20 protein-coding genes are annotated in these 20,577 nt (G+C 62.6%); 8 read left to right on the top strand and 12 right to left on the bottom strand.

The genetic code is table 11. The annotated features are described in order from the left end of the window. Nucleotides 1-80 precede the first annotated feature (80 nt). Complete coding sequence (locus OOZ53_RS03565; RefSeq protein ID WP_271087941.1) at nucleotides 81-803, top strand: Crp/Fnr family transcriptional regulator; 723 nt, start codon at nucleotides 81-83, stop codon at nucleotides 801-803. A 10-nt stretch (nucleotides 804-813) separates the two neighbouring features. On the opposite strand, the gene OOZ53_RS03560 is transcribed toward OOZ53_RS03565, so the two are convergent. The 8 genes from OOZ53_RS03560 to OOZ53_RS03525 form a co-directional block, all read right to left on the bottom strand. Beyond that, nucleotides 814-1,749, bottom strand: coding sequence for an FAD:protein FMN transferase (locus OOZ53_RS03560; RefSeq protein ID WP_271087940.1), 936 nt, complete (start codon nucleotides 1,747-1,749; stop codon nucleotides 814-816). After that, nucleotides 1,746-2,276, bottom strand: coding sequence for a nitrous oxide reductase accessory protein NosL (locus OOZ53_RS03555; protein WP_271087939.1), 531 nt, complete (start codon nucleotides 2,274-2,276; stop codon nucleotides 1,746-1,748). Before OOZ53_RS03555 ends, OOZ53_RS03560 begins: the two co-directional genes overlap by 4 nt. Beyond that, entirely contained in the window at nucleotides 2,273-3,097 is an 825-nt protein-coding gene (locus tag OOZ53_RS03550) for an ABC transporter permease (RefSeq protein ID WP_271087938.1), read from the bottom strand. The genes OOZ53_RS03555 and OOZ53_RS03550 overlap by 4 nt, the downstream gene beginning before the upstream one ends. Next, nucleotides 3,094-4,017, bottom strand: coding sequence for an ABC transporter ATP-binding protein (locus OOZ53_RS03545; RefSeq protein WP_271087937.1), 924 nt, complete (start codon nucleotides 4,015-4,017; stop codon nucleotides 3,094-3,096). The genes OOZ53_RS03550 and OOZ53_RS03545 overlap by 4 nt, the downstream gene beginning before the upstream one ends. Further along, nucleotides 4,014-5,273 carry a nitrous oxide reductase family maturation protein NosD gene (locus tag OOZ53_RS03540; RefSeq protein ID WP_271087936.1) on the bottom strand — a complete coding sequence of 420 codons (1,260 nt, stop codon included), beginning with the start codon at nucleotides 5,271-5,273 and terminating at the stop codon, nucleotides 4,014-4,016. The genes OOZ53_RS03545 and OOZ53_RS03540 overlap by 4 nt, the downstream gene beginning before the upstream one ends. Before the next feature lie 2 nt (nucleotides 5,274-5,275). Further along, the gene (gene nosZ / locus OOZ53_RS03535; protein WP_271087935.1) at nucleotides 5,276-7,180 is read right to left on the bottom strand and encodes a TAT-dependent nitrous-oxide reductase; all 1,905 of its coding nucleotides are present in this window, start codon (nucleotides 7,178-7,180) and stop codon (nucleotides 5,276-5,278) included. Continuing rightward, nucleotides 7,173-9,353: a NosR/NirI family protein gene (locus tag OOZ53_RS03530; RefSeq protein ID WP_271087934.1), complete on the bottom strand. Its 2,181-nt coding sequence runs from the start codon at nucleotides 9,351-9,353 to the stop codon at nucleotides 7,173-7,175. The genes nosZ and OOZ53_RS03530 overlap by 8 nt, the downstream gene beginning before the upstream one ends. A gap of 207 nt (nucleotides 9,354-9,560) precedes the next feature. Beyond that, entirely contained in the window at nucleotides 9,561-10,577 is a 1,017-nt protein-coding gene (locus tag OOZ53_RS03525; RefSeq protein WP_271087933.1) for a LacI family DNA-binding transcriptional regulator, read from the bottom strand. 164 nt (nucleotides 10,578-10,741) lie between these two features. Between OOZ53_RS03525 and OOZ53_RS03520 the strand changes: the two genes are divergently transcribed. The 7 genes from OOZ53_RS03520 to OOZ53_RS03490 all read left to right on the top strand — a co-directional run bounded on the left by OOZ53_RS03520 (nucleotide 10,742) and on the right by OOZ53_RS03490 (nucleotide 17,117). Continuing rightward, nucleotides 10,742-10,921 carry a hypothetical protein gene (locus tag OOZ53_RS03520; RefSeq protein WP_271087932.1) on the top strand — a complete coding sequence of 60 codons (180 nt, stop codon included), beginning with the start codon at nucleotides 10,742-10,744 and terminating at the stop codon, nucleotides 10,919-10,921. Between the two features lie 23 nt (nucleotides 10,922-10,944). After that, entirely contained in the window at nucleotides 10,945-12,084 is a 1,140-nt protein-coding gene (locus tag OOZ53_RS03515) for a TRAP transporter substrate-binding protein (protein WP_271087931.1), read from the top strand. 112 nt (nucleotides 12,085-12,196) lie between these two features. Continuing rightward, nucleotides 12,197-12,703: a TRAP transporter small permease gene (locus OOZ53_RS03510; protein ID WP_271087930.1), complete on the top strand. Its 507-nt coding sequence runs from the start codon at nucleotides 12,197-12,199 to the stop codon at nucleotides 12,701-12,703. Nucleotides 12,704-12,713: 10 nt separating this feature from the next. Further along, complete coding sequence (locus tag OOZ53_RS03505; RefSeq protein ID WP_271087929.1) at nucleotides 12,714-14,042, top strand: TRAP transporter large permease; 1,329 nt, start codon at nucleotides 12,714-12,716, stop codon at nucleotides 14,040-14,042. Nucleotides 14,043-14,051: 9 nt separating this feature from the next. Next, the gene (gene hisD / locus OOZ53_RS03500) at nucleotides 14,052-15,359 is read left to right on the top strand and encodes a histidinol dehydrogenase (protein WP_271087928.1); all 1,308 of its coding nucleotides are present in this window, start codon (nucleotides 14,052-14,054) and stop codon (nucleotides 15,357-15,359) included. 4 nt (nucleotides 15,360-15,363) lie between these two features. Continuing rightward, nucleotides 15,364-16,128, top strand: a complete 765-nt coding sequence (locus tag OOZ53_RS03495) for an SDR family NAD(P)-dependent oxidoreductase (RefSeq protein ID WP_271087927.1) — start codon at nucleotides 15,364-15,366, stop codon at nucleotides 16,126-16,128. Further along, nucleotides 16,125-17,117, top strand: coding sequence for a zinc-dependent alcohol dehydrogenase (locus OOZ53_RS03490; protein WP_271087926.1), 993 nt, complete (start codon nucleotides 16,125-16,127; stop codon nucleotides 17,115-17,117). The genes OOZ53_RS03495 and OOZ53_RS03490 overlap by 4 nt, the downstream gene beginning before the upstream one ends. Nucleotides 17,118-17,159: 42 nt before the next feature. Here the strand turns inward: OOZ53_RS03490 and OOZ53_RS03485 are convergent, their stop codons facing one another. The 4 genes from OOZ53_RS03485 to OOZ53_RS03470 are packed head-to-tail and all read right to left on the bottom strand — an operon-like array spanning nucleotide 17,160 to nucleotide 20,422. After that, entirely contained in the window at nucleotides 17,160-17,618 is a 459-nt protein-coding gene (locus tag OOZ53_RS03485) for a hotdog family protein (protein WP_271087925.1), read from the bottom strand. Further along, the gene (locus tag OOZ53_RS03480) at nucleotides 17,599-18,072 is read right to left on the bottom strand and encodes an FAS1-like dehydratase domain-containing protein (RefSeq protein ID WP_271087924.1); all 474 of its coding nucleotides are present in this window, start codon (nucleotides 18,070-18,072) and stop codon (nucleotides 17,599-17,601) included. Before OOZ53_RS03480 ends, OOZ53_RS03485 begins: the two co-directional genes overlap by 20 nt. Next, on the bottom strand, nucleotides 18,069-18,863 hold the full coding sequence (locus tag OOZ53_RS03475) for an enoyl-CoA hydratase/isomerase family protein (RefSeq protein ID WP_271087923.1): 795 nt from the start codon (nucleotides 18,861-18,863) through the stop codon (nucleotides 18,069-18,071). The genes OOZ53_RS03480 and OOZ53_RS03475 overlap by 4 nt, the downstream gene beginning before the upstream one ends. Then, on the bottom strand, nucleotides 18,863-20,422 hold the full coding sequence (locus tag OOZ53_RS03470) for a class I adenylate-forming enzyme family protein (protein ID WP_271087922.1): 1,560 nt from the start codon (nucleotides 20,420-20,422) through the stop codon (nucleotides 18,863-18,865). Before OOZ53_RS03470 ends, OOZ53_RS03475 begins: the two co-directional genes overlap by 1 nt. Between the last annotated feature and the right edge of the window lie 155 nt (nucleotides 20,423-20,577).

The raw sequence follows: 20,577 nt of genomic DNA, 5'->3' as shown, positions 1-20,577 counted from the left end.
TCAACGAATAATCGCCGACGCCAAAAACGCTTGGCTCTTGATCGCAAGGCTGCTTCTATTGGCGCGCTTATGGGGGATACATGGCGCACGGATTATCGACACTGAGCGATGGCGACCGCAGGGTCGCCATGGAGTCCATTCTGTTCTCGACGGCCCCGGAAGATGTGGCCGGCGAACTGCTTGCCAAATCGAGCGTGCGGAATTTCGATCGCGGACAAACAATCTTTCCGCAAGAAGAACATGCGCACAGCGTTTTTGTGGTGCTGGAAGGGTGGGTCAAGCTGTATCGCGTTTCGCCGAACGGTTCCGAGGCCGTTGTCCACGTGCCGACACGCGGCCAGAGCTTCGGCGAGGCGGCGGCATTCCGAAGCGATGTCTATCCCGTCACGGCCGAAGCGGCGACCGATTGCCGTCTTTTGCAGGTTCGCGCCAGTCTCATGCTGGAATTGATGAAATCGCGGCCGGAAATCTGCCTGGCCATGCTTGCATCCACCTACCAGCATCTGCACGGCCTGGTGTCCCAGGTTGAACGGCTCGCGGCGCAGACCGCCACGCAAAGGGTGGTGGAGTTTCTTCTGGAATTGTGTCCGGTGGACGAGGGACCCTGCGCGGTGACGCTTCCCTATGACAAGGCGCTTATTGCCGGAAGGCTGGGCATGAAGCCGGAAAGCCTGTCGCGGGCCTTCTCCCGGTTGCGGTCCGTCGGGATCAGGATCAACCAGAACCAGGCGGCGATATCAGACGTTGCGCGGCTGCACAGTTATGTGGAATCGGACCGGTCTGAGGTTCTGCGCCGCGCTTAGTCCTGACCCGTCAGGCGAGATATTCCAGCTTCACATCCGGCAGCGCCGCGACAACCGCATCGATCGCCCCGCGCGCATTGAGGCAAAAGGCGGTGGACAGCCCGTCGGCAAGCGCCGCGCTTTGCGCTGAAACGGAAACAAGCTGCCAGAGTGCGCCGGGGCGGCCGGTGCGCGGATCCAGTATATGCCCCAGACGGCCCTCCCGATCGAGCACCGTTGCCAGCGGCGCCGAAGTCGCGAGCGCCCGGTCGGTCAGGGGTGTCTCGCGGAGGATGGTTCCGTCCGGTGCTGCGATCCCGGCATTCCAGGGCGCGCCCGAGGGGGCGCGGCCAAGAGCGGCGACCTCTCCGATATCGATGGCCACGTCCTTGAGGCCGAACGATCTGAGCAGGGCGGCGATCCTGTCCGTGACATAGCCCTGTGCGATGCCGTTCAGAGTTATCGCCATGCCCGGCCTTCCGAAAGAGAGTTCGCGGTCCCTGCGCCTGACATGCCGCCAGCCGCATTTTTCGAGCGCTGCATCGATTTCGATGTCTGAGGGCCGTTTGCCGGATGCCGAGCGTTCCGCATAGAGCTGCCACAGAGGCTGAACGGTGGGATCGAAGGCGCCTGCCGTCATCTCATTGAGCGCATCGCAGAGGCTCAGGAGTTCAACCAGTTCCATGGACGCGACTGCAAGATGACCCTCCGCGTTCAGGCGCGAAAGCTCGGAGTTTTCCCGGTACAGGCTGAAGATACGTTCCAGCCGGCCGATCTCGGCTTCAACAGCGGCAAAAATCGGCGCAGCCCGCTTCGGTTCCATCCCGACAAATGTCATGCGGGCGGCTGCGCCAAGCGCGGTGCCGCGCCAGCGCGCAACCGGAACGCCCGCAAGGGCATTGCCTGACAGGGATATCGTCGCTGCCGTCAGCGCGATAAAACGCCTTCGGGTAAGGGCCGTGCTCATTGGGTGGATTCCTCGCCCGGCAGTTCAAACTCGACGGCGCTCAGAACAGTCTCGTCGGGAATTTCGTCGAGCGAGGCGGTCGTGCCGCCGCGTTCGGCGGCAAACCGTTCGGCATCCTCGCGGTTCTCAAACGGGACGACTTCCGGTGCGCCCATGCCGCCCTTTGCGTCGGAATCGATGACGAATGAGGCCTCGCCGGCCTTGATCCAGTTCGACGCCCCCGGCTCGTCCCAGCTCTTGGCCACGGACATGTTGCTGACATAGACCGCCGTCACAGGCGCCTCCCGTTCTGGGCTGCGCAGATAGGCGACGGCATCGCGGACCTGGGCGAAGAAAAGCGGCGCGGGATAGCCTTCCAGGTGGATTTGCGCCTTGGGGCCGCTGTGCTCGGCGACATACATCTGGCAGTAGTGGCTGAGTGCGGCTTCGGTGAGTGGTACCGGGTCGGGCGCGGCGGCCTTCTGTTCGCTGCAGGCGGAGAGGAGGACAAGCAGCGCAAGGGCAGTGAAGGGCAGGTGGTGCTTCATGGTTGGACCCTCCTGAATACTTGACGTGCGAGAAGAAATGCCGCCAGCGGCCAGACGATGAGCGAGGTCGGAGCGGACCAGGCCGGAAGGGCGCCGGCGACGCCCGTCATTCCGTTGGCAAGCGCCACATTCTCCGAAGCGCTGACATTCCAGAGACGGAAGGCATCGGCCGGGTTGAGAACCAGCAGCCAGGGAAAGACATTGCGGGTGAAGAAACCGTCATTGTCATAGACCACGGCGCCGAGAAGCCCCAGATCGTAGAGCACCACGAAGACGAGCCAGAGGCCGGCTGCAAGGCCTGCTGCTGCCGTGGGCGAGGAAACGGCGGCCGACAAAGCGTATCCGAGCGCGAGGAAGACGGCGCCAAGCAGGATTGAAGTTCCGATCAGCCGCAGCAAGGCCAGGATACTCTCCGTCCCCGCTCCGCCACTCAGGGCTGCGGCGATGCCCGCAGCGCCGAAGCCGACAACCATGGCAAGGGCGATGGTTCCGATATGGGCAAGGAACTTGCCGAACAGGATCTCGCCGCGCGACACCGGATAGGTGAGGAGCAGGGCCAGCCCGCCGCGCTCGCTCTCTCCGGCGATCGCATCGAAGGACATCATCAGCGCCAGCAGCGGTGCCAGATAGACCGAAAGCGTGGTCATCGACGCGACCGATACGGTCAGCAGATCGACGCCGAGCGCGCCGGTCGGCGCCGCGCCGGCGAAGGTCAGCGCCAGGGCGAACAGTGTCATGATCACGGTCGCCATGAGCACCCAGAGATTGCGCCGGGCAATGTGGATCTCGGCGGCGGCAACGGCAAGAACACGGGCGATCATGTGCGATCCTCCCCGGAATAGTGGCGGTAAAGGTCTTCAAGGCTTGGCGGCGCCATCTCCACGTCGACGACGAGATCGCCGAGCGCCGCGATATGGGCGAGGCGCTCCATCTTGTTTTCCGGGCTGCACAGCAGTTCGACGGAAGCACCGTTGATGCGCTTGCCGCCGAGCCGGGCGTGAACTTCGCTCGCATCGTCGTTCTGGGCCGTCAGCTTCAGCCGGATCGGCAGTTCGGCGCGGGCGCTGAGCCTGGCGAGCGTGTCGTCGGCGACGACGCGACCCTTGCGCATGATTGCGATCCTGTCGGTTCTGGCTTCGACTTCCGTCAGCGCGTGGGAGGCGATCAGTACGGCGGTGCCATGCTGCGCCATTTCGTCGATAATGGCGTAAAGATCGTGCCGCGATATGGGGTCCAGACCGCTGGTCGGCTCGTCCAGCAATGCGATGCGGGGCTTGCCGAGCAGAACCTGCGCGAGGCCGAGCCGTTGGCGCATGCCCTTCGACCAGGTTCCGATGCGCCGGTCGGCGGCATCTGCGACACCGACACGCTCGAGAAGCCCGTCGACGGATTTGACCGGTGCGCCGGCGAGGCGGGCAAAGAGCGTCAGTTGCTCGCGTCCCGTCAATGCCCGGTGGAAGGCAACGGCTTCCGGCAGATAGGCGGATGCCCTGCGTGCCTCGGAACTGCCGGGGACCGCGCCGGCTACGCTGATTTGACCCGCGCTTGGCGACCATAGGCCGAGGATCAGCTTCATCAGCGTCGTCTTGCCAGCGCCGTTATGGCCGAGCAGGGCCATGCGCTCACCCGGCTTTAGGGCAAGGCTGACATTTTCGAGCGTCTGCACGCGGCCGTGGCGCTTGCACAGCCCGTCGACGATCAGAGCGTCCCCGGTTTCGGAGGGGTTCTTGTGTTCTGTCATGACGGATCTCCAAGCTCCGGCACCGTGATATCCACGGCGCGCATCAGCGGACGGCTGTCGATCACGCCGCCCGGAAGCAGCGCCGGGAAACTCGACTGCGCCCAGCGCACCAGCTGCACCGCAGGCGCGCCCAGAAGAAGCTTTGCGGAAGGCTGCGACCACAGAATGTGGTCCATGCGGTCATTGGGCCGGTAGGGTGCGTCGGCGATGCCGTCGCCATTGATGTCGTAACCGGCGAAATCGCTCCAGTAGTTGCCGCGCTCTTCCGCCGACCAGTCAAGCCAGCGCGAGCCGACATATTTGACCTGGGTACGGTTGCCGATGAAGGCATTGCCAGTGATGGCGTTGCGCTCGGAACCGGCGGTGAAGTGGATGCCGATGGCGCAGCGTTCGAAGCGGTTGTTTTCGACCCGGTTCTTGTGGGCGTTGTAGAGAAAGACGCAGCGGTTCTTGCCGTCGCGGATCAGATTGCCCGACACATGTGACTGGTTGGCGTAGTTGAGCATGATGCCGTGCTCGTCATCGCCGATTGAGATGTTGTCGGTGACCTTGACCCGCTTGGAGAACATCACGGCGTAACCGAGATCGTTGCCGATCGAGATATTGCCCGAGACCTCGCTGTCATTGGCGTACATGTAATGCACGGCAAAGCGCAGATCGCGGAAGCGGTTGTTGGTGAATTTGTTCTTTTTCGAGGTGTTGACGAAAATGCCGTCGCGGCCCCAACGGATGTCGTTGCCATCGACGACGGCTCCGGGGGCGTTCCAGACATAGACACCGTTGCCGCGTTCGTTCATGCGGTGATCGCGGCGGCCGACGATGACATTGCCGGCGACGCGTGAATCCTTGGCGCCGTGGATGTCGACACCGTAGAGGTTGCCGGTGATCGTATTGTTTTCGACGACGGCGCGATCGGCCTTGCGGCCGAGGCTGACGCCGGCGTCGATGGCGTCGTGCGAGGATCCCGATCCACGAATGGTCAGGCCGCGTATCGTAACGTCAGGCGCGTTGACGGTTACCACGCTTCCTTCGCCGGTCCCCTCGAGAACGGCCTCGCCGCCGCCATCCAGTGTCAATGGACGGTCAATGGCGAAATGGCCATTGTGGACGCCGGGGGCAAGGCGCAGGACCTCCCCATCCTTCGCCTCGCCGATAGCAGTTGCGAGTGCCCCGGGCTCAGCCGGCACGTGCCGTTCCGCCGCCAGACAGGCCAGCGGCAGAAACAGCAGTGCAATGAAGAGACCGAGGCGCTTCATGGTCAGGCGCCCCGAGGTTCGACGAACATGCGGCCGCGCATTTCCATGTGCAGCGCATGGCAGAACCACTGGCAATAGAACCAGTGCACACCGGGCCGCTCTGCAACGAAGGTCACCGACGCGGTTGCCTGCGGTCCCACCTCGATGGCGATGCCGAAGTTGGAGAGGCAGAAGCCGTGGGTCAGATCATCGATGTCATCGAGGTTGGTGATGTAGATCGTGACCTCGTCGCCCTGCTTGACCGTGAATTTCTCAAGGCTGAAGCTCGGCGCGATCGATGTCATGTAGACACGCACCTTGTTGCCATCGCGGATCGGCTCCTCGGCACCGTCCTCGAGATCGACCCCGTCGGCGGCGGCCTGTTGACGGGCCTCCTCCCACATCGGGTCGTCGCGTTCCCAGATCGTGACCGGGTTCACCTTCGAACGGTGGACGATGATGCTGTCATGCGGCTCGGCAAAGGTCGGGCCGTCATGCACCACCTTCATCTCGTCGCCGGAGATGTCGATGAGTTGCTCGTTCTCCGGTTTCAGCGGGCCGACATTGAGGAAGCGGTCCTTGGAGAACTTGTTCATCGAGATCAGCCACTTGCCATCGGCTTCAGCCGTCTCGCCCATGGAGGTCGAGTTATGGCCAGGCTGGTAGTGCACATCGACCTTGGAGATGATCGGGTCCACATCCGCGCCGCCATAGGCCTGGATCGCCCGGTCCATGTTCCACTTCACGACCTGGCTGTCGAGGAACAGGGTGGTGAAGCAGTTGCCCTTGCCGTCGAACGCGGTGTGCAACGGTCCGAGGCCCAGCTGCGGTTCGGCAACGATGCAGGAACGCGGGTCCGCATCCTGTTCGAACAGGGCCGGGACCTTCTCCACGTCGATGACCGAGACGGTCGGCGACAATTTGCCGTTGATCACGATGTGCCGCTTGTCCGGAGCAGCGTTGCAGCCGTGCGGGCTGTTCGGGATCGACACGTAGCGGGTGAGGCGGGAGCCCTTGCGCCCGTCGACGACCGGAACGCCATTGAGCTCCTGATAGTCGCCGGCGGCAACCGCTTCCTCGATGGCCTTGATGTCGAAGATGACCGCATGGTCGGTTTCGCTCTCGGTCATCTCGGCAAGGTTGGTGCCCATCTCCGAATTGTAGCTCGTGGCAAAGGCGTATTTGCCCTGGTAGTCGGCGTCGCAATTATCGAGGTTGCCGCTGACGATGACCTGCCAGGCCACCTTCATCTCGTCGCCGTCGATGGCGGTGAAGATGTTGACGTATTCCTCGGGCTTGTCGAGGATCGTGCCGTCATTGACGAGCGGTGCCTCGTGTTCGCCATTGGCGAAGACATAGCCGGTGCGCGGGAACTTCTGCGGCCGCAGACCGTGGATGTCCTTGGCGTTGGGGATCTCGATGATCTTGTCGCATTTCATCACGTCGCAGCGGATGCGGGCCACGCGGGTGTTGGCCTTGTCGTTGGCGAACAGGTAGCGGCCGTCATAGGTGCCGTCGGTGAAGGACATGTGCGGGTGGTGCAGGTCGCCGTTTTCATAGGTGACCTTGCCCTGGGCGGCCAGATAGGCCTTGGTCTCCGGCAGCAGACCCTCGGTGAGGACCTTCAGCGACTCATTCGTCTGGCCCCACCCCGTCGCCGAGCAACGGTTGAAGACCGGAATGCGCATCAGCTCGCGCATGGACGGCACCCCGAGGATACGAATCTCGCCGGTCTGGCCGGACGACCAGAAGCCGTAATATTCGTCAAGCTCACCGGGGGCGAGGGCGAAGTCTCCCTCGGCCGCGCGCGCGGGTGCGGAACCCGAGGCCAGGAGACCGGTGCCTGCGGCGGCAAGCACCGCGCCTCCGGCCGTGGCCCCGAGCAGGTCACGCCGATTGATGGTCAATGACTTTCCTTTTTCAGACATGGGCTTTCTCCTTTTTAGAAGCCGGTTGGACGGCGGCCTGTGATGCCGCCGTGAAACTTTTCCTGTTGCGCGCTTCGAAGGCCGCACGGCTCTTGAGCTTGCGCATGACGACCGGACATTTGGTTCCGGACTGGTAGAGCACCTGGCAGTGCAGGCAGTTGACGCATTCGTTGGGATTGATCTCGCCGGTCGGATGGATGGCCTGGACCGGGCATTCGTTGGCGCAGGTCCGGCACGGATGACCGCATTCGTGGTAGCGCTTGAGCCAGTCGAACATGCGCATGCGGGCCGGGATCGCCAGGGCCGCGCCAAGCGGGCACAGGTAACGGCAATAGAAGCGCTCGACGAACAGTCCGATCACCAGCAGACCGACGGCGAAAACAACGAAGGGCCATGCGCGGGCGAATTTCAGGATGATGGCCGTCTTGAACGGTTCCACCTCGGCAAGGGATTCGGCAAGCGGAATTGAGGCCAGGGATACGCCGAAAAGGCCGAGGAAAATCATATATTTGACAGGCCACAGGCGCTCGTGCAGCCCCCAGGGCAATTCCCATTGCGGGACTTTCAACGCGCGTGCGATCTGGTTGGTCAGTTCCTGCAGGGCGCCAAAAGGGCACAGCCACCCGCAATAGGCGCCGCGGCCCCAGAAGACCAGCGCGGCCGCGACCGAGAACCACAGGATGAAGATCATCGGATCGAGCAGGAAGGCGTCCCAGGTAAAGCCCGTCTGCAGCGCGCCGGCAAGCGCCATCAGATTGACCACGGACAGCTGGGCATTGGCGTACCAGCCGAGAAAGACCAGCGTCACGGTCAGGAAGCCCATGCGGAACCAGAACAGGAAACGCTCGTTGCGGGTCCACTGGAACTGGAAGAAAAAGACGCCGGTCAGCACCGCGAGCATCGCGGCAAGCGCGGCGATTTCGATCTTCCGGTCAAGCCATATGCGTTGCCATAGCGCCGCCTTGGCGGCGGCCTCCTCGGCGCTTGCGTCCGGGGCAGGGGCCAGCGGCAGCAGATAGCGCTCCGGCAGGCGGTAACCGAGATCGAAGGTCAGGAAGCTCTTGTCGACGGGGCCGGTCGCGCGCTGCGCCAGAAGCTGGAGGCGCCACGGCGCCGCCGGATCGAATTCCGCATCGGCGGGGATCTTGAAGAGATCAAGCTCGGTGAAGTTCGGAGCGCCGGGAGCGGCTATCTCTCCGAGGCGGCGATGTTGCCGGTCGAAAAAGCGCACGGAACGGTCCCCCTGAATGAGCTGGATGCGGTCGAATATGCCGCCCCGGACATAGCCGGATCCCTTGAAGGAATAACGCCCGCGTCCGGCGACGAGGATGGCGTGTTCGCCTTCCTGCAGCCAGTTCCGGAGATTGGCGTATTCAGCCTCGCCCAGCAGGCTCAGGCCGATTGAGGGAACGCTGACCATTGTGGCCTTCATGTCAATGAAGGTGTCGGTGTCCGGGCCTTTTTCGGGACGTGCCGCGGCGCGTTCATCGCCGGACACGGCGAAGGCCTGATTGATCTGACCGATATCGAGCGTCAGCGCGCGGACGGAACCGTCACCGGACAGGGTCATCCAGTCCTCGCTTTCAACAAGGTCGGGATTGATCTGCCGCCGCGGTCCGGCGGCGGCTTCCGGCGCCAGCCCGCCGAGGCCGAGTGCGCGCGCGACCTTCAAGCCGGCGCGCACGATTGAATCGTCGATGACCATGATGGTGACGGTCGCCCCGGAGATGATATCGAGATCGTGCGCCGATCCGCCGGCGGCGGCTTCGGCCTTCAGATCGAGCCCGGCATAGCTTTCGGTCAGACGCTGGACCTTCGCATCGGGAATGCCGATCAGCACGATGGGTTCGGAGTGCTCGACGAGCTGGACGCCGGTCAGAACGGCGTCGTCCGAAACGGCAGCGACGACATGGATCGGCTTTCCGGAATAGCCCGTCGTGCCGACGAAATCGGATGTCAGGAATGCCCATCCGACGGTTTCACCGCCGTTCAACACGGCTGCCACAGGGACATCCGTACGCAGTGTGCCGAAACCGGTCGCGCCGGGTACGAGGCTGTCCGGCTCGATCTTGCCGAGGAAACGCGGCAATTGCGCGTCGGCGGCGATCGCCGGCAGCGCGAAAAGGGTCGCCACCAATATGAGTATCGCCTTGAGACAGGACCCGATGCGCACAGCAGTTCTCCGTGAAATCAAGAGAATTACTGTCAGCTTCCGGATCGGTTCTCCTTGACTTCCGTCAAGTGACTTCAAAAATTTAAACGGTTGGTGAACTGCGCAGCTTCGGGATGAATTGCGCCCGGTTCAGACTGTATGAGGCTAATCTACCAGGTTGCAGTGATCTGTTATGCCGGCCGGCATTCCAATCGACCGATTGCCAGTCTAGCTTGCCGGCGGCGCGAGCGACTGACGTTCGATAATGTGGGTTTCGAGTTTTCTGCTTTTTGGCTGGCGGTTCTTGAGCGCGGAGAACAAGACGGTTGCGGCGGTTTTGCCCATCCTGCGGTGCGGCACGTGAACGGTGGTGACACCCGGGTCGACGACGGTTGAAAGTTCGATGTCGTCAAATCCGGTCACCGAGATGCCGCCGGGAACGCTGATGCCCATCGCCTTGGCTCTCAGAATGGCTCCGGCCGCCAGCACGTCATTGCCGCAGATGACGGCGGTCGGGCGTCTGCCGGTGCCCAAAATCGTCTCGAACGCGTCGCCGGCGGCATCGATGCTGTAAACGCATTCGACGACCGAGAAGTCCGCATCCGCGATGCCATGGTCCGACAGCGCCTTGCGCACACCGGCACGACGGTCGAATGCCCGGTCATTGCCTTCCGTGATGCCGGCAATCATGGCGATCCTGCGATGTCCGTGTTGCAGCACGCGCTCGGCCATCGCGTAGGCGGCCTGGAAATTGTCGAAGCCGACATAGGTGTGGGATGCCGCCTTGCGGTGATTCCAGGCAAGCACATAGGGAATATGCCGCTTTGCCAGGTATTCGTAGATTTCCTCGTCGCGGTCATCGCCGATCAGCAGCAGGGCATCGACACCGCGGGCGATCAGCGCGCGTATCTGTTTTTCCTCAAGGTCCTTTTTGTAAGAGGAACTGGCGACAAGGAGGCTGGCCCCGCGACTGCTGATCTCCTCCTGGAAAGCCTGCAGTCCCTTTGCGAAGATCGCATTGTCCATGGTCGGGATGACGGCGCCGATGGTGTTGGTGCGCCTTGCCGCCATCGCCTGGGCGCCGAAATTGGGGGTGTAACCCAGCTCACTGACGACCTGCATCACCCGTTCGCGCGTTGCCTGCCTTACGGTGCCGGGACGGCTCAGGCATCTGGAAACCGTTGCCGTCGAAACCGCCGCCTTGCGGGCGACATCTTCCAGTGTCGGTGGCTGGAACTTCTCCAAGGACCTCTCCAATCGGATGCCGCAAAGGCGGCTATCCTAAAATAAGGGTCCGGCAGGCTACCATGCAAGCCTTTACATAAATTGAATGCAAGCGCTTGCAATTGAAAATGTAAGCGCTTACATTGAGCCATTCTGTTCGAGCAGCTATGCCTGGGAGGAGGCCAATGCTCATTGTCGCCGCCGCGTTCTTCGCCGTCTTTCTCGCAAATGTTCTGAGCGGAGCGTTTTTCGGGACGTCGTTCCTCAACGATATCAGCGAAATGCTCGTGCTCCTGGCAACGGCCGTCTGCTTTGTCGTCGCGATCCTCATCCGGGAAAAGCGCGAACAGAACCCACAGCAATGAGTTTTCAGGGAGGAAACCACGCCATGAACGACAATCCGAAATCGGCCGAGCGCCGCAATTTTCTCAAACTGGCAGGCTCCGGCGCGTTTACGGCGGCGGTGGTCGCGGGTGCCGCGGGCACGCTCTGGTCTTCCGAGGCCGCCGCTCAGACCGCCAAGGAGGAACGCGAACGCGAAAGTGCCGCGGATCACGTCATGACGATCGCGACCGCCTATGTTCTGGGTGCTTCGCGCAGCTACCCGATCCTTCAGCTCGACCTGAAGGAAAACATCCAGAACGCCACGAACGGCAAGGTTTACGTGAAGCTCGCGCCGGGCGGCCAACTTGGCGCCGGCGGTGCGCTTGCCCAGAAGGTGCAAGGCGGAACCATCCAGGCGGCGCAGCATTCGCTGTCCAACTTCGCGCCCTTTGCGCCTTCGGTTGACCTTATCAACATGCCGTATTTCTGCGGCGCGAACCAACGCTTCGTCAATCTGGTGACATCGGAAGCCTGGAAAAAGGACGTGCACCCGAAGGTGGAAGCAAAGGGCTTCAAGGCACTGTTCTACGTGGTTATCGACCCGCGTGTTGTCGCAGTCCGCAAAGGCGGCGCGGGCGCCGTGATCCTGCCTGCCGATCTTGACGGCGTGAAATTCCGCGTGCCGGGTTCCAAGATGCTGCAGCAGTATTACCGCATGGTCGGCGCCAACCCGACACCGGTGGCCTGGGGCGAGACACCTTCCGCGATCAAGCAGGGCGTTGCCGATGCGCTCGATCCGTCCGTCGGGGCGCTCTACGTCTTCGGCTTCAAGGACATATTGAGCCACGTCACATTCACGCAGGCGGTTCCCGACAGTCAGGTCTACTCCTGCAATCTCGAATGGTTCAACTCCATGCCGGCGGATGTGCAGGAAGGGATCGAGTTCGCCTCCGAGATCACCGCCCAGCAGAACCTTGCGAAGGTTCCCGCGGCGCGCAACTACGCCATGGCGGAATTGCGCAAGTCCGGTGTCGAGTTCCATTCCCTGTCCGACGATCAACTGGCACAGTGGAAAGAGGTCGGCGGCTATCAGAATTCCGATTGGGACAGCTTCAAGACGGAGCTTGCCGGATCGATGGATGCCTTCGCCCAGCTTGAAGAAGCAGCCGGCACCCAGGGCCGCTACTACGTCCACGACGCCTGATCGTGACCTTCCATTGCCGGCGCCGCGTGGCGCCGGCGACCACCCCATTCCGCGATAGCGAGCCCGCCGCAGGGTCGGCGAGGGTTCGCGTCGCGCCGGTGAGGGATCGAAGATGCTTAAGACACTGAACCAGAACGCGGAACGATGGGCGCTGCTCGTCTTCTACGTCATGCTCGTGGTCACCATGGCGATCGAGGTGATCCGCCGCGAGGTCTTTGCCTACTCGTCCATCTGGGGCGAGGAGATTGTCCGCTACTCGTTCATCTATCTGGCATGGATCGGCGCCGCTTCCGCGGTGCGCGAGCGCGCCCATATTCGCATCGACGTCATCCTTCACTATCTCGGGCCGCGCGCCAAGGCGCTGGTCTATATCTTCGGCGACCTCGTCATGTTCGTCGTTGCCCTCATCGCCCTTTACTGGTCGTTCGAGACCGTCACGGTTTCCTGGAAATTCGGCTCGGTGAGCCACGGCCTGCGGGTATCCATGGTTTGGTTTCTCATGGCCGTCCCCATCGGTTTCACGCTGATGATCATTCGGCTCATCCAGTCCTTCCTGGACGACATACATGCCTTGCGGACCGGCGAGCCGGTCTTCGAAGGCAACAAGATGTTCGATTGAGGGGCGCGCCATGTTGTGGAACCAGCAATTGAACACCGTTGAACTCGGATGGGAATTCTATCTTCCGGTCCTCGTATTCGTGGCACTGTGCGCGCTTGCGGTGCCGGTCTGGGCTGCTATCGGATCGGCGGCTGTGCTGATGCTGCTGATGTCTGGCGCGTTGCCGCTGTCGCTCGTCGGCGAGTCGCTGTTTGACGGCATCGATGCATTCGCGTTGACGGCCATTCCGCTTTTCATCCTGACGGGCGACGTCCTGGTGCGCACCGGGCTCAGCCGCAAGTTCCTCGATGTGGCGGAGGCGCTGACCTGCTGGACCAAGGGCGGTTTCGGTTCGGCGACCGTTCTGGTCTGCGGCATGTTCGCGGCGATCTCGGGGTCGGATGCGGCGGGCGCCGCGGCGGTCGGGCGCATGACGATCGATCGTCTTGTCGAGAGCGGCTACCCGCGCCCCTACGCCTGCGCGCTCGTCGCGGCGGGTGCCTGTACCGGCATCCTCATTCCGCCGTCGATCGCCTATATCATCATCGGGCTGGTGCTGGGCATATCGGCATCGACGCTGTTCCTCGCGGCGGTGATACCGGGCCTTGCGATCCTCGTATCGATCCTGATCACCAATGTCGTCGTCAACCGGATCTATTCCTATGAGGGTGGAGATCCGATGACGTTCGGCGAATGGTTGGGGAACCTGCTGCGGACACTGAAATCTGGCTGGTATGCCTTCCTGGTGCCCGGCATCATCTTCTACGGCATTTTCTCCGGGCGGTTGACGCCGACGGAAGCCGGCGCAACAGCGGTTATCGTCACCATTGTCATGGGTTTTATACTCGGAACACTGAAGCTGTCGGACTTTCCGGCGATGCTGATCGGATCGGCAAAGGTGAACGGTGTCATCCTGCCCATCATCGCGTTTTCGCTGCCGCTTGCGCAGGCGCTCGCCATCATGGGCGTTCCGCAAGGCTTCGTTGCCGCTGCGACCGGCGTCAGTGAAAACCCGGCGGTCCTGATCCTGATGATGATCCTGATTCTGATTGCGGCCGGCTGCGTGATGGAGACGACCCCCAACATCGTGATCCTTGCGCCTATACTCAAGCCGCTTGCCGACAATATCGGCATGAACGAGATTCAGTTTTGCATCATGATGATCACCGCCCTCGGAGTCGGCTTTATCACGCCGCCTCTCGGGCTTAATCTGTTCGTTGTTTCCGGTCTCACAGGGGAATCGATCCTGAAGATCGCGGCGCGGGCCGTGCCGTTCGTATTCTTTATGCTGATCGTGGTGCTGTTTATCGCCTATATTCCCGAGATCTCGACAACTTTGCTTCCAGACATTTACAAGTAGGACCCTTTCATGCCCCGTACTTACCTCAAAAAGGCAACGCTCACATCGACCAGCGACACCACGGACGTGCGCGCCACGGTGCAGGAGATCCTCCATGCCATTGAGGTGGGCGGGGATGAAAAGGCGCTCGAATATGCGGCAAAGTTCGACAAGTACGAGGGCAATGTCGTTCTTGGCCGTGACGAGATCGAGGCCGTTTCGGCGCAGGTTCCGGAAAAGCTCAAGGACGATATCCGCTTTGCGCACGACAATGTTCGACGCTTTGCCGAAGCGCAGCGGGAGACGCTGAAGGACATCGAGGTCGAGATCGTTCCGGGACTGGTTGCCGGTCAGAAAAGCATCCCGTGCGGCGCGGCCGGCTGCTACGTGCCGGGCGGGCGCTACAGCCACATCGCGTCGGCGATCATGACGGTGACGACCGCCAAGGTGGCGGGCTGCAAGCACATTGTTGCCTGCTCCCCGCCGCGTCCGGGCATCGGTGTCGCGCCGGCGATCGTCTATACCGCCGATCTGTGCGGCGCCGACACGATCCTGGCCATGGGCGGCGTACAGGGCGTGGCGGCGATGACCTTCGGCCTCTTCGGCCTGCCCAAGGCCGATATACTGGTGGGCCCCGGAAACCAGTTTGTCGCGGAGGCAAAACGTATCCTGTTCGGCCGGGTGGGGATCGACATGTTCGCCGGTCCGACGGACAGCCTGATCATCGCGGACGGAACCGCCGATGCCGCCATCGTGGCCGCCGATCTCGTCGGCCAGGCCGAGCACGGCTACAATTCACCCGTCTGGCTGGTCACGGATGACAAGGGTCTGGCCGACAAGGTCATGGAGCTTGTACCGCAACTGATCGCGGATCTGCCGGAAACGAACAGCCGGAACGCCGAAGCGGCATGGCGGGACTATGCCGAAGTGATCCTTTGCGGCGATCGCGAGGAGATGGCGCAGACGTCGGACGAATACGCGCCCGAGCACCTTACGGTGCAGGCGCAGGATCTGCCCTGGTGGCTGGACCGGCTGCAGTGCTATGGTTCGCTCTTCCTGGGCGAGGAGACGACGGTTGCCTTCGGTGACAAGGCCTCGGGCACAAACCATGTGCTGCCGACATCGGGTGCAGCCAGCTATACCGGCGGCCTTTCCGTGCACAAATACATGAAGATCGTCACCTGGCAGAGGGCAACGCGCGAGGGCGCGAAGCCTGTCGCCGAGGCAACGGCCCGCATCTCGCGCCTTGAGGGCATGGAAGGCCACGCGCGGACTGCGGATATTCGCCTGCGGAAATATTTCCCGGACGAGAATTTCGATCTGTCGGCGCATGGATGATGCAATGGCGGGCGGTTTTTCGGAACTCCTTGACCTGAAGGGCAGGGTCGCCTGCGTGACCGGAGCCAGTTCGGGACTGGGTCGCCGGGCCGCTGAGACATTGGCTGCCGCCGGGGCGCATGTGGTCGGTGTTGCGCGGCGGCGCGAACAGCTCGAGGACTGGAAGGCGCGGGCGCAGGGCGAGACGGCGATTGTGCCCTTCGACCTTGCGCGGCGCGACGGGATCGGCGATCTGGCGCAGGCGGTGAGCGAACCGTTCGGTGCGCCCGATATTCTGATCAATGCCGCCGGGATCAACACGCGTCAGACAGCGGACGAGGTTACGGTGGAGGGCTGGGACAGGACGCTTGATCTTAATCTGGCGATTCCATTTTTCCTGAGCCAGGCGCTGGCGCCGGCCATGAAAGAAAAAGGCTGGGGAAGGATCGTCAATTTTGCTTCGCTGCAGACGACGCGGGCCTTCCCGGGCGGGATTGCTTATGGCGCGTCGAAGGCCGCCATCGGTCAACTGACACGGGCGATGGCCGAGGACTGGTCGCGATACGGCATCAATGTCAATGCAATCGGTCCGGGCTTCTTCCGGACCGAGCTGACGGCCGCCGTGTTCGAGGGCCCGCAACGGGCCGAGCGCAACGCGCAGCAAACATGTATCGGCAGAAACGGCGAGCCGGAGGACATTGACGGTCCGATCCTGTTCCTTTGCTCCGACGCGTCCCGCTATGTTACCGGTCAGGTGCTGATGGTCGATGGGGGATTTACCGCGAAATGAAGGCGCTGGTTTACCAGGGTGAAAAACGCCTGGCATTCATGGATGTCGCGCAGCCTGAGCCCCATGAGGGGGACGTCATGGTTGCCGTTGAAAGCGTTGGAATCTGCGGCTCGGACATGCATGCCTTCCTTGGCCACGACGAGCGCCGGCCGCCGCCGTTAATCCTCGGCCATGAGCCGGCGGGTGTCGTCAAGACCGGTCCGTTGGCCGGCAAACGGGTGACAGTCAATCCGCTGGTGAGCTGCGGTGTCTGTGCGGCCTGCCGGTCGGGCCGGGAAAATATCTGCCCGGACCGGCAGATCCTTTCGATGAAACCGCGCGAGGGCGCGTTCGCGCAGATGATCTGCGTGCCGCCCTCCAATCTTTTCGAGATTCCCGATCATGTTTCCTTTGACGTCGCCGTGCTGGCGGAGCCGATCGCCTGCGGCTGGCACGCGGTGCGGCTCGCCCGGCGGGCGATGTTCGGCGCGCTGGAAGAGGCGCGCGTGCTTGTTATCGGGGGTGGCGCTATTGGTGTCGGCGTGGCGCTCAGCCTGATAGCCGCCGGAGCGGACAATATCATCCTGTCCGAACCCAACGCCGAAAGGCGCGATTATCTCTCCGACAGGTGCGGGCTGAAGGCCATTGCCCCGGAGGAAATCGGCAGCGATCAATTCGATCTGGTCATTGATGCTGTCGGATACGCCGCGACGCGTTCACAGGCGATTGCGCTCGTCCGTCCGGGCGGCGTGATCATGCATATCGGGCTTGGCGGTGGCGCGGGCGATGCCGATTTCCGCCGCATGACGCTTCAGGAAATCACATTTATCGGCACCTACACCTACACAAAACAGGATTTCAGGGAGACGGCGCAAGCGATCTGCGATGGCCGTCTGGGTCCGCTCGACTGGACCGAAAAGCGGCCGCTCGGTGAGGGGCAATCGGCTTTCGACGACATCCTGGCCGGTCGTGCGCAAGCGCCGAAGATCATCCTGAAGCCAAGCGCTTAGGGCGGCAAAACAACCCGCGTCGTCCTTGCTGCAAGTGTTCCGTCAGCGCGAATGCCCGGATGCCGTCGACACAAGGGCAGCCGTGCCCGTCGTCACGGGCCGGTCACCACCTCCAATCACCTCAAAGCCACAATGGACGATGCGCCCTGCAGCCTCGTTCGTTTCGACCGAAACCACGTGTCCATGAATCGCATAGCTGCCGCCAATCGGTGCGGCCGCCGTGTTCTTGAACGTCAGGCGGCGGATGTGAACCGGTTCGCCAAAGGCGCGCGAGGCGGCTTCCAGGCACCAATTGCCCATCATGAAGCCCGGAACGATCAAGTCGTTCATGCCTTGCGCGCGCGTGTAGTCCTGATCGTAATGGAAGCGGTGAAAATTGCGGATCGCCGCACAAAACAGCACCACGTCAACCTGTGTCGGCCGCTTGACGAGCGGCGCCAGCCGATCACCGGCCGCGGCTGTACCGACTGATAGCGCGGGTTCAGAATAGTAGCTGTTCATATCGCTCCCGCACGACCGGATCACCCGCCTGATCACGATATTCGGTGACCCATTCGGCAATGACAAAGTGTCGTGTCCTGCCTTGTTTCTCCGTCAGTGATTTGAGCGTGCGGGTCCCGCTCAAACGGTCGCCAACCCGCAAGGGGCGCAGCCATTCCATCTCGACGCTGCCACCCATTGTCTGACCGGTGCCGATCATCGGCCGGTGTTCGTGGACGGTGCCGTCTTCCGCCATGGCCGAGGCCGCAACGAATGGCCGCGTTGCCCCATAGTAGAGCATCGGCGGAACCTCAACGGTTGTCCCGTCGCCCGGATTGTCCGGGATCGCATAGAGCGGATTGTCGTCTCCCGAGGCGGCAATGAAACGCCGAGCTTCGCTGACTGATATGGGATCGCTTTCGAACTCGATTGCCCGGCCGACCCAGGCCAGAATGTCCGGTGTGAGCAGCGTCATGAAGGCGTGTTCCTTGCACCGGTGAACCGCGGTTCGCGGCGTTCGGCGAAGGCGGCAAGGCCCTCGCGGACATCCGCGCCCTGTCCCGCCGCCATTGCCAGCCAGTATTCCATCGCGTCGGCCTCGGACACGCTGCCGTAAAGCGTGGTCTGCGCGATGCGCTTGTAGGATTGAAGGGCGAACGGCGACAGCTTGGTCATCGTGGCCGCCATGGCCAGCGCGCGGTCGACCAGTTCGTCGCCTGCGACCACCTCGTTGACAAAGCCGAAGTGATGCGCCCGGCTGCTGGTCAGCGGCGCACCGGTCATGACCATCTCGTTGACGATCGCGGCAGGCAGCAAATGCGGCAGGCGCGACGATTGCCCTGCAATCGGAACGATGCCGAGCCGAGCCCCCGGCACTGCAAATGTCGCCTTGGGCGTTGCCAGACGGATGTCGCTGGCGATTGCCAGGCAAAAGCCGCCGGCATAGGCCGAACCGTTTATGGCGGCGATCACCGGTTTCATCGTGTCGCGCGGTCGCAGGAACACCCGCATATGCTCTTCTTCATAGAGGTGGCCGAGATCGCCCGGTTCGATCGCCTTGATGTCATGGCCGGCACAAAATGCCGTGTCGCCTGCTCCGGTCAGAACAATGACGCGCGTATCGTGGTCGGCATCGGCACGGTCGAACGCGTCATGCAGGGCAGTGATCATGTCCGGCGTCAGCGCGTTGCGTTTCTCGGGCCGCTCCATGACGATCATCAGGACGCCGTCCCGAGGGCTGCTGGTCTTGATCTTTCCGTCGGTCATCAGGGCCTCATCTCTCTCCGGTTCATCGTCTGGCTGTCGGCCGGCTGAACTTCCAACCGCTGCGCCAACTCCTTTCGCAAAACCTTTCCGCCCGCATTGCGTGGCAGGGCGTCCAACAGATGGATCGCGACGGGCACCTTGGGCGCGGACAGGAATTGCCGGCAATGGGTCATCAACGTGTCGAAAATCGTCGACCGGTCGGCCGCGGGCGAGGGGACGATACAGGCGACGACGACCTGACCGAGAACCCGATCGGGCGCTCCGACCACGGCGGCCTCGGAGACCGCGTCATGGCTCGACAGCACTGCCTCGATCTCGAGCGGCGAGATGTTGAGGCCGCCGCGGATGATCATGTCGGACATGCGCCCGGACAGGAAGACGCGTCCGTCGGCATCCACATGGCCGATATCCTGGGTGTAAATCCAGCCGTCGCGCACGCGCCGGGCGGTTTGCTCTGGATCGTCCAGATAACCCGCCATCAGCGTCGGGCCGCGCAAGGTGATTTCACCGGTCTTGCCGGACGGCAACGGCATGCCATTGCCATCGCGGGCCACCGCCTCGAAACCGGGAGACAATTGTCCGACAGATCCGGGATGATGCAGTGTATCCGCCCGCTCAACGGCCGCGCCTGGAATTTCCGTCAGGCCATAATTGCTGATCAGTGGCGCGCCGCTATAGGCCTCGAAGCGCGCGATGTCATGCTCGCTGATCGGTGCGGACGCCGTGTAGAGCGCGCGCAGCGATGACAGATCGAAGGCGTCCCGGTCGTCCAGATTGAGGATCATCAGCGCCATGGCCGGAACAAATGCGGCTGTCGTCACTTGATGCGTCTCGATCGCGAGCAGCGCATCACGCGGCTTGAACCGCTCAAGCAGGACCAGTGCGGCACCGGCATAGAGCGCCGATCCGGCACTGAACAGCAATCCGTAGATCGTGTGAAAAGGCAGCGCGGCAAGAACACGGTCTGCCGGTGAAAGCCGCCAGGTGGCGAGCAGAGTCCGGTGCAAGGCATCAATTGTCGCCGCGGTGTGGACGATGGCCTTTGGCTGCCCCGTCGTGCCCGAACTGAACAGAATGACGGCCGGACGGCTGCCATTTTCGTCGTTGATCGCCATTGGCACCGGCGGCTCCGTCCGTTCCGGCCCCCACTGGCGCACACCGGCGACACCGGGTGCGAGATGAAAGCAGAAGGCCGAGGGCGTGTCAGTTTCCGCCGCACGACAGCCGACGAGCGCGTGGCTCGCGCCCGTTCGCTCGATATAGTGGGCACGCTCCTGGGTGCGGCTGCCCGGGTCGCCGACAATGACAACGGCATCAATGGTCCTTAGTGCCCAATAGGCGATAACCGATTCGACGCAGACGTCGGGCAGAAACAGCACACGGCTTTCTGGTCCGACGCCGTAACGCGACAGCAGCGCGGCGAGCCGGTCGATTTCGGTGCAGAGCGCCCGGTAGCTCAGCGACACGCGCCCGTCGCATACGGCAAGGGCCTCCGGCCGCTCTTCTGCGTGCCGCCACAGACGGGCCGCGGACGTGCTGTGCTCCGGTGTCGTGTCCAACTTATCTCAATCCGCTCTTCAGACCGCACCTGGCGGGCGCGGCGCGGCATGGGCGACGCCGGTTCCGAACGGGCAAAAGACAGGGATGACTGCTCAAAGCTACACTCCATTTTGTGCGGGGCTGAAAAGCTCGTTCGCTCTGTTCTATTGACATT

The sequence above is a fragment of the Allohoeflea poritis genome (genome assembly GCF_027889715.1).
In the GTDB taxonomy this organism is placed as follows: Bacteria; Pseudomonadota; Alphaproteobacteria; order Rhizobiales; family Rhizobiaceae; genus Hoeflea_A; species Hoeflea_A poritis.
Note: the sequence above shows the minus strand (reverse complement) of the source record. Positions and strands in the feature narration are given on the sequence as shown.

What these genes read in the sequence shown, in the direction of transcription:
- OOZ53_RS03550 (WP_271087938.1), bottom strand. Translation starts at nt 3,097, where the DNA reads ATGATCGCCCGTGTTCTTGCCGTTGCCGCCGCCGAGATCCACATTGCC.
- OOZ53_RS03485 (WP_271087925.1), bottom strand. Translation starts at nt 17,618, where the DNA reads ATGAACAGCTACTATTCTGAACCCGCGCTATCAGTCGGTACAGCCGCG.
- OOZ53_RS03515 (WP_271087931.1), top strand. Translation starts at nt 10,945, where the DNA reads ATGAACGACAATCCGAAATCGGCCGAGCGCCGCAATTTTCTCAAACTG.
- OOZ53_RS03555 (WP_271087939.1), bottom strand. Translation starts at nt 2,276, where the DNA reads ATGAAGCACCACCTGCCCTTCACTGCCCTTGCGCTGCTTGTCCTCCTC.
- OOZ53_RS03490 (WP_271087926.1), top strand. Translation starts at nt 16,125, where the DNA reads ATGAAGGCGCTGGTTTACCAGGGTGAAAAACGCCTGGCATTCATGGAT.
- OOZ53_RS03480 (WP_271087924.1), bottom strand. Translation starts at nt 18,072, where the DNA reads ATGACGCTGCTCACACCGGACATTCTGGCCTGGGTCGGCCGGGCAATC.
- nosZ (WP_271087935.1), bottom strand. Translation starts at nt 7,180, where the DNA reads ATGTCTGAAAAAGGAAAGTCATTGACCATCAATCGGCGTGACCTGCTC.
- OOZ53_RS03520 (WP_271087932.1), top strand. Translation starts at nt 10,742, where the DNA reads ATGCTCATTGTCGCCGCCGCGTTCTTCGCCGTCTTTCTCGCAAATGTT.
- OOZ53_RS03540 (WP_271087936.1), bottom strand. Translation starts at nt 5,273, where the DNA reads ATGAAGCGCCTCGGTCTCTTCATTGCACTGCTGTTTCTGCCGCTGGCC.
- OOZ53_RS03560 (WP_271087940.1), bottom strand. Translation starts at nt 1,749, where the DNA reads ATGAGCACGGCCCTTACCCGAAGGCGTTTTATCGCGCTGACGGCAGCG.
- OOZ53_RS03505 (WP_271087929.1), top strand. Translation starts at nt 12,714, where the DNA reads ATGTTGTGGAACCAGCAATTGAACACCGTTGAACTCGGATGGGAATTC.
- OOZ53_RS03565 (WP_271087941.1), top strand. Translation starts at nt 81, where the DNA reads ATGGCGCACGGATTATCGACACTGAGCGATGGCGACCGCAGGGTCGCC.
- OOZ53_RS03510 (WP_271087930.1), top strand. Translation starts at nt 12,197, where the DNA reads ATGCTTAAGACACTGAACCAGAACGCGGAACGATGGGCGCTGCTCGTC.
- OOZ53_RS03495 (WP_271087927.1), top strand. Translation starts at nt 15,364, where the DNA reads ATGGCGGGCGGTTTTTCGGAACTCCTTGACCTGAAGGGCAGGGTCGCC.
- OOZ53_RS03475 (WP_271087923.1), bottom strand. Translation starts at nt 18,863, where the DNA reads ATGACCGACGGAAAGATCAAGACCAGCAGCCCTCGGGACGGCGTCCTG.
- hisD (WP_271087928.1), top strand. Translation starts at nt 14,052, where the DNA reads ATGCCCCGTACTTACCTCAAAAAGGCAACGCTCACATCGACCAGCGAC.
- OOZ53_RS03545 (WP_271087937.1), bottom strand. Translation starts at nt 4,017, where the DNA reads ATGACAGAACACAAGAACCCCTCCGAAACCGGGGACGCTCTGATCGTC.